Source organism: Egibacteraceae bacterium, from assembly GCA_035540635.1.
Lineage (GTDB): Bacteria > Actinomycetota > Nitriliruptoria > Euzebyales > Egibacteraceae > DATLGH01.
Window position 1 is genome coordinate 30,902 of record DATLGH010000110.1, and the last position, 15,255, is coordinate 46,156.

Consider the following 15,255-nt stretch of genomic DNA (forward strand, 5'->3'; position numbering starts at 1 on the left):
TCAGGGACAGCCCGGCTCCGGGTTCTCGATACGCGAGACGACGGCGAGCCGCACGTTGTCCGGCGCGTCGGAGCCGAAGCGGTCCATGAGCTCGGCCCAGCCAGGGGCGTGCTCCTCCTCGCCTTCGGCGAGCGCCTGACGCATCGCGTCGAGCCGCTCGGTCTCCGTGTCACCGATGCCCAGCGAGATGCCGAGGTTCGGGTTGCTGTCGCAGTCGAGCGCGACCACCCCGCGGCCCTGGCGGCCGATGGTGCGCGCCAGCACGGCCGACGTCGTCGTCTTGCCAGAGCCGCCCTTGCCGACGACCGCGATCTTCATGCGCCTGCCTCCTCAGCACGGAGCCGTTCCACCAGCAAGTCTATCGCCTTGACCGCCGGTGAGTCCGGGGCCTCCTCGATCGGGGGACGGCCTTTCCGGTCCGCTTCGGCGAGCTCCTCGTCGAGCGGCACGGCACCGACGACCTCAAGGCCCGTGCGGTCCTGCACCCGCTCGACGTCACCGTCCTCGCAGACCTTGTTCACGACCGCCACGACCCGCGGCGCGTCCTCGGCCAGCGCGAGGCGCGCCAGGCGCTTCGCGCTGAGGATCGACTTCGCCATCGGCTCCACCACCACGAGGATGGTGCGGGCGTAGCGACCCCAGCCGAGAAACGGCTGGCGGGTGCCCCCGGGGAGGTCGCCGACGATGTTCCACTTGTCGTCGGGCAGCTGGGCGGTGATCTGGCGGAACGCGAACTGCGAGCGAATGAGCCCGCGCCCGGAGTCGCGGATCTTGCCGAACTGCAGGACGCGCACACCGTCGGGCCCGCGCACGGCGTAGCGCTCGACGGCGTCGGCGGCCGTGAGCTCCCCGGCCAGCACGTACCGGGGGCCGGCCTCCGCCGGGTTCTCGACCACCGCCTCGTCGGGGATCCCGGCGTCGGTGGTCTCGACGCCGAGCGAGTAGGCCAGGCCGGGAAGCGGGTCGGAGTCGACGACGAGCACCGGCTCCCCACGTCGGGCGAGGAGGCGGGCGAACGTCCCCGCGATCGCGGACTTGCCGGCTCCGCCCTTGCCTACGAATGCAACGCGCATCCGGCTACCGTATCCGGTCGGTGAGCAGGGCGGTAACAGCCCGGGCGCGCGCTGCTCCTATCATGGCGGGCAGATGGCCACACGTGTGCGCACCCGCGTCCGGGTCGACGGCATCGTCCAGGGCGTGGGCTTCCGTCCCTTCGTGCACTCGCTCGCGACGCGGTGGCACCTGGCGGGGCTGGTCGGCAACGACACGCGTGGGGTGTTCATCGAGGTCGAGGGCGCGCCGGAGCACGTTGCGGACTTCGTCTCCGCGCTCGACCGGGAGGCGCCGCCGCTGGCCGTCGTCGAACGCGTGGAGACGGAGCCGGTGCCCCTGCGGGGGGAGCGCGGCTTCGTCATCGTCGACAGCGCCACGGGCGGGCGCCGCGACACGCTCGTGTCGCCCGACACCGCGACGTGCGCCGACTGCCTCGCCGAGATGGCCGATCCCGCCGATCGCCGTCACCGCTACCCGTTCACGAACTGCACGAACTGCGGGCCCCGCTTCACGATCGTGCGGGACGTGCCCTACGACCGGCCGAACACCACCATGTCGGCCTTCCCGATGTGCGCCGACTGCGCCGCGGAGTACGACGACCCCGCCGACCGCCGCTTCCACGCCCAGCCGGTGTGCTGCCCGGCCTGCGGTCCGGCGCTGTCCCTGCTCGACGCCGGCTACGAGCCGGTCGAGGGCGACCCGATCACCGCGACCGCGTCGCTGCTGCGGGCCGGGCGCGTCGTCGCCGTGAAGGGCCTCGGTGGCTACCACCTCGCCGCGGTCGCCGCCGACGAGGACGCGGTCGCCGCTCTGCGTGACCGCAAGCACCGCGAGGACAAGCCGTTCGCGGTGATGGTCACCGACGTCGCGGCTGCCCGTGCCCTGTGCACGGTGACCCCCGCAGAGGAGGCGCTGCTCACGAGCACCCGTCGTCCCGCCGTCCTCCTGCGGCGCCGCCCGGACGCGCCCGTCGCCGCGGCGGTCGCGCCCGGCAACCGCCACCTCGGCCTCATGCTGCCCTACACGCCACTGCACCACCTGCTCGCCGCAGAGGTCCGCGAGCCGTTCGTCCTGACGAGCGGCAACGTCTCCGACGAGCCGATCGCCTACCGCGACGGGGACGCCCGGGAGCGCCTGTCTCCCATCGCCGACGGGTTCCTCGTGCACGACCGACCCATCCACATCCGCACGGACGACTCGGTCACGCGGGTGTTCCGCGAGCGCGAGCTCGTCATCAGGCGCTCGCGCGGGTACGTGCCCCGGCCCATCACGCTTGCCGCGCCCGCCCGCCGCCCGGTCCTGGCCTGCGGCGCCGAGCTGAAGAACACTTTCTGCCTCGCCCGCGGACGGCACGCGTTCGTGTCCCACCACATCGGCGACCTCGAGAACTACGAGACGCTGCGGTCGTTCGTGGACGGCATCGCGCACTTCAGCCGCCTGTTCGACATCGTCCCGGAGCTCGTCGCCCACGACCTCCACCCCGAGTACCTGTCCACCAAGTACGCCCTCGACCTGCCCGACGCGGAGCTGCTCGGTGTCCAGCACCATCACGCCCACATCGCGTCGTGCCTCGCGGACAACGGGCACCCGGGACCGGTGATCGGGGTGGCCTTCGACGGGCTCGGCTACGGCACCGACGCCACGCTGTGGGGGGGCGAGGTGCTCGTCTGCGATCTCCACGGCTTCGACCGGGCGGCGCACCTCGCGACCCTGCCGATGCCCGGAGGGGCGAAGGCCATCAGGGAGCCCTGGAGGATGGCGGCGTCCTACCTCGACGCCGCCGGCCTCGCGGCCGAGCACCACGACGTCGCCCAGCGCAACGCCGAGTGGTGGGATCGCGTGCTCGCCGTCGCGCGGTCCGGTGTCTCGGCCCCGCTCACCTCGAGCGCGGGGCGCCTGTTCGACGCGGTGGCGGCGCTGCTCGGGGTCCGCGACCGGGTCCACTACGAGGGGCAGGCGGCGGTCGAGCTCGAGCAGCGCGCAGACCCGGCCGAGCGAGGGGCCTATCCCGTCACCCTCGACGCCGGCGCCCCGCTGCGGGTGCGGACCACCGACCTCGTGCGGGCCGTCGTCGCCGACCAACGGGCCGGCACCGATGTCGCGGTCGTCGCGGCCCGCTTCCACAACAGCCTCGCGGCAACCGTCGCCGAGGTGTGCGCGAGGGTGCGCGAGCAGACGGGCATCGGCACGGTGGCGCTGTCGGGAGGCGTCTGGCAGAACCTGCGCCTGCTCGGCAGCACGGTGGACGGGCTCGAGGCGCGTGGGCTCGCCGTGCTGCTCCACCGCCAAGTGCCCCCGAACGACGGTGGGATCAGCCTTGGCCAGGCTGCGGTCGCCGCAGCCGCCGACCGCAGGGATTGACGCGCGCGTCAATTTGTGCGTGCATGCCGGTCTCGAGAGTTCCACCGACGTCCCGCGGCCCAAAGAAGACCATGCGACAAGCCGAGGACACCCGGGCGCAGACGCAGCGGCGTCTTGCCACCCCGGGTGACTCCGACAGTGCCCAACCGAAGAACTTCCTCCAGGCGTGCCTCCTGCTGCTTCTGCGAGAGGCCCCTTCCCACGGGTACGCGCTCATCGAGCGTCTCGAGGAGATGGGCAGCCGGCGGGACCGCGGCGTCGTCTACCGCACCCTGCGGTTCCTCGAACGTGAAGGCCTGGTGCAATCCGCCTGGGAGGACTCCCACTCCGGACCGGCCAAGCGCAGCTATGCCCTGACGCCGTACGGTGAGGAGATGCTGTCCGCATGGGCGGAGTCGCTCCGCAGCAGCGCGCGCATGCTCGGTGAGTACCTCGAGCGTTACCACAAGGCCACGAAGGGGACCTCCGAGCAGGCGCGTTAGCCCGAGGGCCGGGGTGCCAGGCGGTGCACGAGCGCACGGGACGTCAGTCCCTCGGCACCGCCACGGACCTCGGCGGTCAGCCGTTCGGCGGGGACGCCTCGATGGTCACCGCGACGTCGTCGCGGACCTTGAGCGCCCCCATGAGGCCGCTGTACGGCTTGATCCCCCACCGCGACTGCACGATGCTCGTCGTCGCGATCAGGCGTCCCTGGTCGAGCGTGACGTCGAGGGTCACGGGGCGGGTGTTGCCGACCAGGGTGAGGTCACCGTCGACGCGCGCGGTGTCGCCCTTCACCTCGACGTTCGTCGAGCGGAACGTCATCTCCGGGTGCTTGGCGGTGTCGAGCACCTTCTTGTCGATGTTCTTCTTGATGTCGGCGCGGTCACCGTCGGAGAGGGGCTTCACCCCGCCGGTGCCCTGCACCACGTTGATCGACCGGGTGTCGATCGACGCGGTGACGACCGACTGGGTGGGGTCATCGGGCACCTCCACGGTCGCCTGCCACTGCCCGGCCTCGAGCAGGAGGTCGTGGCCGACCTTCTTCGCCATCCCCTCGCGGAACGTCTCGAACTGCAGCTTGGCGTTGTGTGGCCCGAACTCGTAGGTTCCCGGACTGATCATGGGTCATCGTCCTCTCTCGCGCGTGTGGGCGCTTCGACGTACCGGCAGGGGCAACGCGCCTCGGCGCTCCACTCGACGAGAAGGCAGAGCCGCGAGGCGGGATCACTCTAGACGGTGGCCGCCGTGACGCTGGACGGCCCGCCGTCACGCCGGACGGGACACGACATGCAGCGTGGTCCACCCCGTCCGCGCGGCAGCTCGTGGCTCGCGATCTCGTGGACGGTGACCCCCGCCTCCCGCAGGCGCCGGTTGGTGTCCACGTTGCGCTCGTAGGCGACGACGACGCCGGGGCGCAGCGCGAGGGTGTTGTTGCCGTCGTCCCACTGCTCGCGGTCGGCGGTGACCTCGTCCTCGCCGGTCGTCACGACGCGGATCCGGTCGACGCCGAGGCCGTCGGCGAGCGCGCGCGCCAGATCCGGCTCCTCGGTCACGCGCATGCGCGGCGCCCCCGGAGCGATGCGGTAGGCCGCCAGTGCGGTCCGCGCAGGCGGCCACAGGACCACGGCGTCGGTGTCGACCACGGTGAGGACGGTGTCGAGGTGCATCGTCCCGCGGGCCTTCGGCAGGTCGACGGCGAGCACCCAGCGCGCCGCCCCGGCCGCGAACAGGCGCGCTGCGAGGTTCTCCGCCGCCACGGGGCTCGACCGCTCCGACAGGCCGATCGCGACGCACTCCGGGGACAGCACGAGGATGTCGCCGCCTTCGATGGTCGCGGTGAGCAGGTCGCCCTCGTCCTCGCCGTACCACGTGCGCGTCGGCGCGCCGGCGAAGCGCTGATGGTGGCGGTAGACGGTGCGCCACAGCCGCCGCTCGGGTTGGCGAGCGGTCTTGTGGAGGGGCCCGAGCACGAGGCCGTCGCCGATCCAGGCGGACGGGTCACGCGTGAACACCGTGTTGGGCAGCGGCGGGACGAGGAACGCGGCGGTGCCGAGCACCCCTCCGACGAAGCCCTCGCGCGCGCCGGGCACCTCGGCCACCGTGACACCGCCCACGAGGGCGGTGGCGACGTCCTCGGGCGGGAGGTCCGCCAGGTGGTGGCGCACCCGCTCGACGAGCTCCACGCCGCACGTGTCAGCGGTCACGACCTGACGGACGAGGTCGGCGCGCACACCGTCGTCCGCGAGCGTCTCGGCCAGCAGCTCTGCGAACAGGTGCACCTGTACGCCCTCGGCACGGAGCAGCGCGGCGAACCGGTCGTGCTCCGCCTGCGCCACGCTGACCCACACGAGCTCGTCGAAGAGCAGCGCGTCCTTGTTCGCCGGGGTGAGGCGACGAAGCTCGAGCCCGGGGCGGTGCAGGATCACCTCCCGGAGCCGACCGGTCTCGGATGCGACGGAGACGCCGGGCGCGGTCACGACCGTGCAGCCTATACTCGCCCGGCGAGAGGGAAGGAGCGGGCCGGCGTGACGGGATTCCTCGTCATCGGCGCCGTCGGGTTGGCGGTGGTCCTCGCGTCGCTCATCCTCGGAGACATCTTCGAGGGGCTGTTCGACGCGTTCGACGTCGACTTCGGCAGTGGCCTGTTCTCCGCGCCGGTGATCGGCTCGTTCCTCGCCGCGTTCGGCTTCGGGGCCGCCCTCATCATGACGGGCACCGGCATCGGGGCGGCGGGTGGGGCACTCGGCGGCCTCGCGAGCGGCGTCGTGATCGGGGCGCTCGCGCTCATGATGACCCGCGCCCTCATCGACATGCCGACGGATCCGCCGGTGCGCACGGCGGACGTCGTGGGGGCCACCGCCGTCGTCGTCACCCGGATCCCCGATGACGGCTTCGGCGAGATCACCCTCATCCACTCGGGCCAGGTGAAGAAGCTGTCGGCTCGCGCCGCGGAGCCGGTTCCCGCGGGCCGCACCGTCGTCGTCACCCAGGTGACGTCGTCGTCCTCGGTCATCGTCCGGCCCGTCGAACCCTAGCCGGAGTCCTCCGGCCCTGACGCAAGCGACACAGGGAGCCCGCAATGCTCGACTTCGTCTTCGAGAGCCCGCTCATCCTCGGCATCCTCGGTGCCGTCGTCCTGCTCATCCTCGTCGGCTACCTCATCGTCCAGCGCGTCCAGGTGGGCGGTCCCAACGAGGCGTTCATCATCACCGGGCGCAAGGGCAGGCCGGTCCGCAACCCCGAGACGGGTGAGGTCTCCACCGACATGTCGGGCCAGCGCGTCATCATGGGCGCAAGCGTCTTCGTCCTGCCGTTCGTGCAGCGGCTCCACATCATGGACCTGCGGAGCCGACGCATCTCCGTGCGGATCACCGGGGCAGTCAGCGAGCAGGGCATCAAGTGCGACCTCGAAGGCGTGGCCATCGTCAAGGTCGGCGGCAACGAGGACGCGATCCGCGCCGCCGCGCAGCGCTTCCTCACCCAGCAGGAGGGCATCGAGGAGTTCACCCAGGAGGTCCTGGCCGGCTCCCTGCGCGCCATCGTCGGCCGGTTGACCGTCGAGGCGATCATCAAGGACCGGGCCGCGTTCGCCTCCGCCGTGGCCGAGGAGGCGGAGACGTCGCTCACCAACCAGGGGCTCACCCTCGACACGTTCCAGCTGCAGGACATCCAGGCCGAGGGCAACTACCTCGCCGACCTCGGGCGGCCCGAGGCCGCGCGCGTGCAGCAGGACGCCCAGATCGCCGAGGCCCGTGCCCGTCAGGCGAGCGAGCAGGAACGGCTCCGGGCCGAGGAGCAGATCGCCAACGCCGAGCGACAGCTCGAGCTGCGCCGCGCGGAGATCCGCGCGGAGATCGACGAGGCGAACGCCCGAGCAGCGGCGGCCGGTCCGCTGCAGGAGGCCGCTCGTGACCAGGAGGTCATCGCCGAGCAGGAGCGGGTGGCCGAGCGCCAGGCCCTCCTGCGCGACCGCCAGCTCGACGCGGAGGTCCGCAAGCCCGCCGACGCCGAGCGCTACCGCGTCGAGCAGGAGGCCGAGGGGCGCAAGAACGCCGCGGTCTTCGACGCCGACGCCGAGCGCCAGCGCGTCATCGCCGAGGCGCAGGCGCGGGCGGAGGAGGCACGCCTGTCCGGAGAGGCGGAGAAGGCGCGCCGCACGGCGCTCGCCGACGCCGAGCAGATCGAAGGCGAGCGCCGCGGCGCAGCCCAGCGTGCGGAGCGCGAGGCGATCGCCGCGGCCGTGCAGCGCGAGGGCGAGGCGGAGGCCGCGGCGATCCTCGCAAAGGGCCAGGCCGAGGCGGAGGCGCGCGGGCGCAATGCCGAGGCCTTCGCGCACTACAACGACGCCGCGGTCCTCGACATCCTCGCCGGCATCCTGCCCGACACCGTGCGGGCGGCCGCCGAGCCCATCGCCGCGGTCGAGAAGATGACGGTGATATCCACCGAGGGGGCCTCCCACCTGACCCGCAACGTCGCCTCGAACCTCGAGCAGGGGCTTCAGGTCGGCTCGGACCTGCTCGGCCTCGACCTGCGCGCCCTGCTGTCCCGGCTGGGTCGTCAGGGGGGCGCAGGCGAGGCACTGGCCGCCGCCCGGTCGTCGCCGGGTGACGGGTCGCCGGTCGGCGACGGGGGCGCCGCCTCCTCCTAGCGCACCGGACCGCTCCGGCGGTCGTCGCCCCTCAGGGAGCCACGACCTCGTCGAGGAAGCCCCGCACCGCGCCGAGCACCTCCGGCCCGTCGAGCAGCGCCCGGTCGTTGTGGTCGGCGCCGGTCACGAGCATGCAGCGCTTCGGACCCGGGGCCGCCTCGTAGACCCGCCGGCTCTGCGAGGCCGGCACGATGGCGCCGTCCTCGCGAGCATCCTCGCCATCCGTCGTCCCATCGTCCGTATCCTGGCCACGGTGAGCACCTACCCCGCAGCGCCCGCGGTGTCCGGGCGGATCCGGGGCATCGACGCGGCCCGCGCCCTGGCCATCATCGGCATGGTGATGGTGCACTTCGGCCCGACCCAACCCGTCGGCGGTGACCCGCTCTACCGGCTCTACGTCCTGTCGCACGGCCGGGCGTCGATCCTCTTCGTCGTCCTCGCGGGCGTCGGCGTCACGCTGCTCGCGGGCGACGGCGCCCCCCGACGCCGCCGCACGGCGACGGCCAAGCTCCTCTACCGGGCCGCGCTTCTCCTCCCCCTCGGCCTCGCGCTCCAGGAGCTCGACACGAACGTGCTCGTGATCCTGCAGTACTACGCCCTTTACTTCGTCGTCGCGGCTGCGGCCGTGCGTATGGGCGACCGGGTCCTGCTTGCCCTGGCGGTCCTGGTCGTCGTCGGGGGACCGGTGGCCTATCTCGCGCTGGGCATGTCCCGGCCCGGCTGGTTCGCCGTGGGAGGCCCGGCGGCGTGGACCGACGGGCCGGCGCAGATCACCCGCGACCTGCTCCTCACGGGCTCCTATCCCCTGCTCACCTGGTCGGGGCCGGTGCTGTTCGGCGTCTGGCTGGGCCGTCGCGACCTGCGCGCGGCGGCCGTCCGCTGGCGGCTGCTCGCCGGCGGGGTCGTCGGCGCCGTGGTCATCTACGGCACGTCCACGCTGCTCGTGGCGGCGACGGGCGGACCGGCGCGCGGCGCGTCCTGGGGGCGGCTGATGGTCGCCGAGGCGCACAGCCAGATGCCGCCCTGGCTAGCGGGCGCCACGGCGGTGGCGACCGCGGTCCTCGCCGTCTGCCTCCTCGTCGTCGACCGCCTGCCGCGGCTGACGTGGCCGCTCGTCGCGCTGGGTCAGCTCGCACTCACCGTCTACGTGGGCCACCTGCTCGTGCTCGCCGCCGCGCCGGAGCTCCTCCAGCGCGACACGGCGGCCCAGGCGGTGCGGACGGTTCTCGGCTTCACCGCCGTGACCGCAGCCCTCTGCGTGGCCTGGCGGGCGGTCGCCTCCCGGGGCCCCCTGGAGGCGGTGCTGCGCCTGCCGTGGGCGTGGCGCCGCGCCGCCGCGGGGTGACGCCCGCGGTCAGGCGGCAGGAGCGGGCCGATCGTCGTCGCGATGGTCATGACTGCCCTACTGGCGGACCTCAGACGAACGCGCGGTCCTCCTCGGCGACGAGACGCTGCCCGAAGAGCTTCTCCGACAACCCCGTCTCGTCGAGGTACTTGCACACGCCCCCCATGAAGAACGGCCAGCCGGCCCCGAGGAGCAGACCCGTGTCGATGTCACGGGCGTCGGCGACCACGCCCTCGTCGAGCATGATATTCGCCTCGTCGGCGACCGCCTCGATCGCCTGGCTGCGGATCTGCTCGGCGGTGAGCCGCTCGGCGCCGGGCTCGGTCGTGACCGCCGCGGTCACCGCCTCGTGCGGCACGCGCCCCTTGCTCCAGTCGTAGATCCCGTCGACGTCAAGGGCGGCGAGACGTCGGAAGTTCTCGTTGATCGGGAAACGGTCGGGGTAGGCCGCGTGGAGCGTCTCCGCGGTGTGGAAGGCGACCTTCACGCCGACGAACCCCAGCAGCTCGAAGGGGCCCATCGGCAGGCCGAGCGCCTTGACGGCGTCGTCGATCTCCGCGAAGTCGTTTCCGCGCCGCAGGGCGTCGATGCACGCGCCGTTGAAGCGGGTGAGGAGGCGGTTCACGATGAACGCCGGCGTGTCGGCGCAGAGCACCCCCGACTTGCGTAGCCCCTTCGACACCTCGAACGCGGTGGACAGCGTGCCGTCGTTCGTACGCTCCGTGCGCACGATCTCGAGGAACGGCAGCACCGCCACCGGGTTGAAGAAGTGGAACCCGACGAGGCGCTCCGGGTGCGCGAGACGCGAGCCCATCTCGGTGACCGAGAGGGAAGAGGTGTTCGTGGCGAGGACGGCACCCTCGTCGACGACCCGCTCGACGTCGGCGAACACCCGCTGCTTCAGGTCCATGCGCTCGAGGACCGCCTCGAGGACGAAGTCGCTGCCGCCGAGCGGCTCGTCGTCCAGCGTGTAGGTCACGATCTCTTTCAGGAACCGCGCCTTGCCCTGGCCGAGCCGTCCCCGCTCGACCCGCTTGTCGAGCTCGCCCTCGATGTGGAGCCTTGCGCGGTCGAGAACCCCCTGGTCGATGTCCTTCATGACGAGGGGAACCTCGAGGCGCTGCAGGAACAGGCTGCCGAGCTGCGCGCCCATCAAGCCCGACCCGACGATGCCGACCTTGCGGACCCTGCGCGGGGCCACGTCGGGACGCCACGGCTGGCGCTTCACCCGCTGCTGGGTGAGCTCGAAGCTGTAGACGGCCGCCTGTGCCTGGCGTGCGGGCAGGAGCTCGGCGAGTGCGTCGATCTCCTTGCGGCGGCCCTCGTCGAGGTCGCCTCCCCGCGCGGCGAACGCGATGAGGTCGATGGCGACGTACGGGGCGCGGGTCGCGCCGCGCACCCGGTTGTCGGCGGCCTCGCGTGCGGCGGCGAGGGCCTCGTCGAGGTCGCCGGCCGGCGGCTCCGCGCGGGTGATGGTCTCCTCGCCGGTCACGAGGCGCTCGAGCAGCGCCACGGAGCGGTCGAGGAAGTCCACCGCGTCGAACAGCCGGTCGGCGAGGCCGAGGGCGAAGGCCTCCTTCGGCCGCAGCAGCTTGTTGTTGCTCAGGGCGTTGTGGACGATCACCGTGAGTGCGTTCTCGGCGCCGATGATGCGGGGAGCAAGCTGCGTTCCCCCCCATGCCGGGAAGATCGACAGGAAGACCTCGGGAAAGGCGATCGCCCCCGCCCCCGTTGAGAGCGTCCGGTAGTCGCAGTGCAGGGCAATCTCCAGCCCGCCCCCCAGGCAGGCGCCGTTGATCGCCGCGAGCGTGGGGAACGGCAGGTTCTGCAGGCGCTGGAACGCGGCATGCCCCGCCTCGGCGGCCCCGCGGGCGAACGTCTCGTCGGCGCCGTGGAAGCTCTTCAGGTCGGCGCCGGCGGCGAAGACGAACGGCTTGCCGGTGAGCAGCAGGCCCTTGACGTCACCTTCTCCTTCGAGGGTGTCGAGCGCCCGCGACAGGCTCTCGAGGGCGAGGGGGCCGAAGGTGGTCGGCTTCCGGTGATCCTGGCCGTTGTCCATGGTGAGCAGGGCGAGGCGTCCCGCGCGGCGGGAGTCGTAGTGGGTGAGCTTGAACTGCGTGACGGGGCTGTCGGCCATCGGACTTCAGACCCTTTCCCACAGGACGCTCGCGCCCATGCCGAGCCCCACGCACAGCGTCGTGATCCCGTAGCGGGCGTCGTCGTGCGTCGAGAAGTAGTGCGCGAGCTGCTGGGCGAGGCGCGCACCCGACATCGCGAGGGGATGCCCGAGGGCGATGGCCCCGCCGTAGGGGTTGACCTTCGTCGTGTCGTGGGCGAGGCCGTAGTGGTCGAGGAACGCCACGCACTGCACCGCGAACGCCTCGTTCATCTCGACGTCGTCGATGTCGTCCATCGTGAGGCCGTTGCGGCCGAGCAGCTTGTCGGTGGCGGGGATCGGTCCCCAGCCCATCGTCTCGGGCTCGACGCCGACGAACTGGTAGTCGACGAGACGCATCTTGGCGACCAGGCCCATGTCCTCGACCGCGCCGGGACTGGCGAGCAAGGTGCAGCCGGCGCCGTCGTTGAGGCCGGCCGCGTTGCCGGGGGTGACGCGCCCTCCCTCACGGAACGCCGGCTGGAGGCGGTTGAGGTCGTCGATCGTGACGCCGGGGCGGGGATGCTCGTCGCGGGCGACCACCCGCCAGCCACCGTCGCTCCACACCGTCATCGGCACGACGTGGTCGTCGAACGCGCCGTCCGCCCACGCCTTGGCGACGCGCTCCTGTGACTGCAGGGCGTAGGCGTCGGCCTGCTGGCGGGTGATGTCGGGTGCGTGGTCGTGGAGGTTCTCGGCGGTGGTGCCCATGACGAGCGCCGAGGGCTCGACGATCTTCTCGGACAGGAAGCGCGGGTTGGGGTCGATGTCGCTGCCCATCGGGTGGCGGCCCATGTGCTCGACCCCGCCGGCGATGACGACGTCCTGCGCGCCGACGCGGATGGCGTTCGCGGCGTTGGTGATCGCGGTCAGCGCGCCGGCGCACATCCGGTCGAGGGCGTAGCCCGGGACGGACTTCGGCAGGCCGGCGAGCACGGCCGTGGAGCGCCCGAGGGTCAGGCCCTGGTCCCCCACCTGCGCGGTTGCCGCCCACACGTTGTCGTCGATGCGCGCCGGCTCGAGGCTGGGGTTGCGCTCGAGCAGCTTGCGGATGGTGCGCACCGCCATGTCGTCGGCGCGGGTGTGGGCGTAGTAGCCGTCCGGCTTGGCCCGCCCGATGGGCAGGCGCACCCCGTCGACATAGAGTGCGTCGCGTACCTCGGGCATCGGGTCTGCTCCTCTTGTCGGCGTCGCCGCTCATGTTACCGCGCGGTAACTTCGTGCGCTCCCGACTCGGAAGTCCCCCAGCGGGGGCGGACCGCGGCGTCGACCGCCGCCGGGACCTCCCCGAGCACCTCCCGGGCGGCGGCGAGCATGCCGTCGGTGACGAGCGCTGCGGCCTCCTCGGCATCGCCCGCCGGCACGTCGGCGACGAGCTCGTCGTGGACGACGAGCACCAGCCCGTCGGCGGCGACGGGACCCCGGCTCCCGAAGCGGTCGCGGAGACGGCGGGCGACCTCCGCGAGTGCGAGCTTCGTCATGTCCGCCCCCGCACCCTGGATCGGGGCGTTGCGCGCGAGTGAGGCGGGGGGCGGCCCGCCGTCGCCGGTGAGCGCGCGGACCCGGCCCAGGGGCGTGCGCGCCCGCCCCGTGCGCTTGGCGGTGGCCTCCGCCTCCGCGAGCCAGGCGGCGACCTTCGGGAAGGCGGAGAAGTAACGCGCCATGGTCCGCTCCGCGGTCGCGACGTCCATGCCCGTCGCACGCGCGAAGCCCGGCGCGCCCATCCCGTACATGAGTCCGAAGTTCAGCTGCTTCGCGGCGGCGCGCTGCTCGGCGTCGACCGACTCCTCCGCGACGTCGAACACCATGGCCGCGGTCGTGGCATGGAGGTCGCCGCCGCGGCGGAACACCTCCGTCAGTGCCGCGTCGCCGGACACCGCGGCGAGGATCCTCAGCTCCTGCTGGGAGTAGTCGGCGATTACGAGCGCCCGCCCCGGCTGGCCCCCGAAGCAGGCCCGGTAGTCGGCATCCCGGGGCACCTGGGTGAGGTTGGGCTCGTTGCAGGCGATCCGCCCCGCCCCGACGATCTGCCGCCAGTCCGCGTGCACCCGTCCGGTCACCCGATGGACGACCCGCTCCGCCCAGTCCCCGCCCCAGCTCGTCGTGACCTTGCGGACCTGACGGTAGTGGAGGAACGCCGCCACGGCCGGGTGGTCGGTGTGGTCGCGCAGGAGGGCCTCCCGGGTGCCGTCCACGTGCACGCCGGTGCGGGCGAGCGCCTCACGTACCTGTTCGGGCGAGTCGAGGTTCACCGGCTCGGGGCCGAACAGGTCGCGGGGGCTGTCGTCGGTGACGAGCGCGGCCTGCACCCGCTGCTCGACCTCCGGCAGCTGCGCCTCCAGGGCGCCGACGAGCGCCCGCCAGCGGGGCGCGTCGAAGGCGACACCGCGCAGGGCGAGGTCGGCGAGCACCGGCAGCGCGGCGAACTCCAGCCGGGCAACGCGGGTGAGTCCGTGGCCGACGAGCTCGCGCCACTGCTGGTCGAACACCCCCCACGTGGCGGCGGCGTCGTCGGCGGCGTAGCGCAGCTGCTCGCCGGTCAGGGGCGCCGGCGACCCGAAGGTCTCGCGCACCGACTTGTCGAGCCGCATCCCGAGACGGAACTCGGCGAGGCCCGCGAGGCCGACGCCCGCGTCGGTCTTCTCGCCGCCGTCGAGCAGCTGCTGGGCGAGCATCGTGTCGGCGACGCGGCGGACCTCGACGCCGGCGACCGCCAGGAAGCGCAGGTCGAACGAGCCGTGGTGGAAGACCTTGAGCATGCCGGGGTCGCCGAGCAGCGTTTGCAGGGCCCGCGGGTCGACCCGCGTCGCGTCGAGGACGAGCACCGGTCGGTCGGGCCCGGCGCAGGCCTGCACGAGCAGCAGCCGGTCGGCATAGGGGTCCCAGCCGGCCGTCTCAGTGTCCACGGCGACGTACGCCGCGCCGTCGACCCCGGCCAACCACTGGGCTACCTGCGCCGCGGTCGTCGCGTGGACGTAGGCTTGCGGCTCGGCCATGGCGGCCAGTGTGCACCAGGCGGGAACCCCCGATGACCCGCCGGCGTCCCATGGGCTGTGGGAAGCTCGAAGCGAAGGAGGACGGGGATGCGGTTCATGTCGCTCGTGCTGGGCGGAGCTTTGCTCGTCGCCTGCGGGCAGGACCCCGCCACGGCCCCGCCCCCGGAGGAGCCGACGGAGGGCGAGCTCGTTGAGGGCACCCTCGGGGGGGATGCCGATCTCGAGGGAGGGTGCGCCTGGCTCGAGGCGGCGGACGGCCGCTACGACGTCATGTACCCCGACGGCTACACGATCGCCTTCGACCCCGTCCGCGTGGTCGGTCCGGACGGCGAGGTCGTCGCCGAGGAGGGCGAGGTGCTGCGCGTCCGCGGACACATCGACGCCGAGATGATGACGGTCTGCCAGGTCGGCACGGTCTTCCGGGCCGAGGAGGTCCTCAACGGCGAATAGGCGCCCTCACCACCTGTGGCGGAAACGCGGGTGAGGGCCAGGCCTGGCCTTGGGGGGTGGGCCGCCGGCCTGGCCCTCCGCGGCGGTCAGGTGCGGGGGCTCGGCGCCCGAGGGCCGGCGTGCGCGGGCGGGCCGGCGTGCGCGGGCGGGCCGGCGTGCGCGGGCGGACCGGCGTGCGCGGGCGGACCGGCGTGCGCGGGCGGGCCGGCGTGCGCGGGCGGACCGGCGTGCGCGGGCGGACCGGCGTGCGCGGGCGGGCCGGCGT

At 72.9% G+C, this 15,255-nt stretch carries 14 protein-coding genes; 6 read left to right on the plus strand and 8 right to left on the minus strand.

Going from position 1 to position 15,255, the window contains the following annotated elements; all coding sequences use genetic code 11:
* Window positions 1-318 (minus strand): AAA family ATPase, encoded by a 318-nt coding sequence (locus tag VM324_17080; protein ID HVM01007.1) that lies wholly within the window; start codon window positions 316-318, stop codon window positions 1-3.
* Window positions 315-1,073, minus strand: coding sequence for an ArsA-related P-loop ATPase (locus VM324_17085; protein HVM01008.1), 759 nt, complete (start codon window positions 1,071-1,073; stop codon window positions 315-317). Before VM324_17085 ends, VM324_17080 begins: the two co-directional genes overlap by 4 nt.
* Window positions 1,074-1,146: 73 nt before the next feature.
* Here VM324_17085 and hypF point away from each other — a divergent pair, with 73 nt between their 5' ends.
* Window positions 1,147-3,414 (plus strand): carbamoyltransferase HypF, encoded by a 2,268-nt coding sequence (gene hypF / locus VM324_17090; protein HVM01009.1) that lies wholly within the window; start codon window positions 1,147-1,149, stop codon window positions 3,412-3,414.
* Window positions 3,415-3,485: 71 nt separating this feature from the next.
* Window positions 3,486-3,896, plus strand: coding sequence for a helix-turn-helix transcriptional regulator (locus VM324_17095; GenBank protein ID HVM01010.1), 411 nt, complete (start codon window positions 3,486-3,488; stop codon window positions 3,894-3,896).
* 76 nt (window positions 3,897-3,972) lie between these two features.
* On the opposite strand, the gene VM324_17100 is transcribed toward VM324_17095, so the two are convergent.
* Window positions 3,973-4,518: a YceI family protein gene (locus tag VM324_17100; protein HVM01011.1), complete on the minus strand. Its 546-nt coding sequence runs from the start codon at window positions 4,516-4,518 to the stop codon at window positions 3,973-3,975.
* Window positions 4,519-4,625: 107 nt separating this feature from the next.
* The gene (locus tag VM324_17105) at window positions 4,626-5,873 is read right to left on the minus strand and encodes an arginine deiminase (protein HVM01012.1); all 1,248 of its coding nucleotides are present in this window, start codon (window positions 5,871-5,873) and stop codon (window positions 4,626-4,628) included.
* 48 nt (window positions 5,874-5,921) lie between these two features.
* Between VM324_17105 and VM324_17110 the strand changes: the two genes are divergently transcribed.
* Window positions 5,922-6,431: a hypothetical protein gene (locus VM324_17110; protein ID HVM01013.1), complete on the plus strand. Its 510-nt coding sequence runs from the start codon at window positions 5,922-5,924 to the stop codon at window positions 6,429-6,431.
* A gap of 44 nt (window positions 6,432-6,475) precedes the next feature.
* Window positions 6,476-8,044 carry an SPFH domain-containing protein gene (locus VM324_17115; GenBank protein ID HVM01014.1) on the plus strand — a complete coding sequence of 523 codons (1,569 nt, stop codon included), beginning with the start codon at window positions 6,476-6,478 and terminating at the stop codon, window positions 8,042-8,044.
* A 31-nt stretch (window positions 8,045-8,075) separates the two neighbouring features.
* Here the strand turns inward: VM324_17115 and VM324_17120 are convergent, their stop codons facing one another.
* Complete coding sequence (locus tag VM324_17120; GenBank protein HVM01015.1) at window positions 8,076-8,234, minus strand: hypothetical protein; 159 nt, start codon at window positions 8,232-8,234, stop codon at window positions 8,076-8,078.
* 63 nt (window positions 8,235-8,297) lie between these two features.
* On the opposite strand from VM324_17120, the gene VM324_17125 reads away from it, so the two are divergent.
* Window positions 8,298-9,389 carry a heparan-alpha-glucosaminide N-acetyltransferase domain-containing protein gene (locus tag VM324_17125; GenBank protein HVM01016.1) on the plus strand — a complete coding sequence of 364 codons (1,092 nt, stop codon included), beginning with the start codon at window positions 8,298-8,300 and terminating at the stop codon, window positions 9,387-9,389.
* Window positions 9,390-9,459: 70 nt separating this feature from the next.
* Here the strand turns inward: VM324_17125 and VM324_17130 are convergent, their stop codons facing one another.
* Genes VM324_17130 through VM324_17140 form a run of 3 tightly spaced genes read right to left on the minus strand, consistent with a single transcriptional unit; the run spans window position 9,460 to window position 14,540 of the window.
* Entirely contained in the window at window positions 9,460-11,526 is a 2,067-nt protein-coding gene (locus VM324_17130) for a 3-hydroxyacyl-CoA dehydrogenase NAD-binding domain-containing protein (GenBank protein HVM01017.1), read from the minus strand.
* Between the two features lie 6 nt (window positions 11,527-11,532).
* Window positions 11,533-12,711, minus strand: a complete 1,179-nt coding sequence (locus VM324_17135) for a thiolase family protein (GenBank protein ID HVM01018.1) — start codon at window positions 12,709-12,711, stop codon at window positions 11,533-11,535.
* A gap of 35 nt (window positions 12,712-12,746) precedes the next feature.
* Window positions 12,747-14,540 (minus strand): DNA polymerase, encoded by a 1,794-nt coding sequence (locus VM324_17140; GenBank protein ID HVM01019.1) that lies wholly within the window; start codon window positions 14,538-14,540, stop codon window positions 12,747-12,749.
* 87 nt (window positions 14,541-14,627) lie between these two features.
* Here VM324_17140 and VM324_17145 point away from each other — a divergent pair, with 87 nt between their 5' ends.
* The gene (locus VM324_17145) at window positions 14,628-14,990 is read left to right on the plus strand and encodes a hypothetical protein (GenBank protein ID HVM01020.1); all 363 of its coding nucleotides are present in this window, start codon (window positions 14,628-14,630) and stop codon (window positions 14,988-14,990) included.
* Window positions 14,991-15,255: the final 265 nt, after the last annotated feature.

What these genes read in the sequence shown, in the direction of transcription:
- VM324_17095 (HVM01010.1), top strand. Translation starts at nt 3,486, where the DNA reads ATGCGACAAGCCGAGGACACCCGGGCGCAGACGCAGCGGCGTCTTGCC.
- hypF (HVM01009.1), top strand. Translation starts at nt 1,147, where the DNA reads ATGGCCACACGTGTGCGCACCCGCGTCCGGGTCGACGGCATCGTCCAG.
- VM324_17135 (HVM01018.1), bottom strand. Translation starts at nt 12,711, where the DNA reads ATGCCCGAGGTACGCGACGCACTCTATGTCGACGGGGTGCGCCTGCCC.
- VM324_17130 (HVM01017.1), bottom strand. Translation starts at nt 11,526, where the DNA reads ATGGCCGACAGCCCCGTCACGCAGTTCAAGCTCACCCACTACGACTCC.
- VM324_17140 (HVM01019.1), bottom strand. Translation starts at nt 14,540, where the DNA reads ATGGCCGAGCCGCAAGCCTACGTCCACGCGACGACCGCGGCGCAGGTA.
- VM324_17100 (HVM01011.1), bottom strand. Translation starts at nt 4,518, where the DNA reads ATGATCAGTCCGGGAACCTACGAGTTCGGGCCACACAACGCCAAGCTG.
- VM324_17115 (HVM01014.1), top strand. Translation starts at nt 6,476, where the DNA reads ATGCTCGACTTCGTCTTCGAGAGCCCGCTCATCCTCGGCATCCTCGGT.
- VM324_17085 (HVM01008.1), bottom strand. Translation starts at nt 1,073, where the DNA reads ATGCGCGTTGCATTCGTAGGCAAGGGCGGAGCCGGCAAGTCCGCGATC.
- VM324_17080 (HVM01007.1), bottom strand. Translation starts at nt 318, where the DNA reads ATGAAGATCGCGGTCGTCGGCAAGGGCGGCTCTGGCAAGACGACGACG.
- VM324_17145 (HVM01020.1), top strand. Translation starts at nt 14,628, where the DNA reads ATGCGGTTCATGTCGCTCGTGCTGGGCGGAGCTTTGCTCGTCGCCTGC.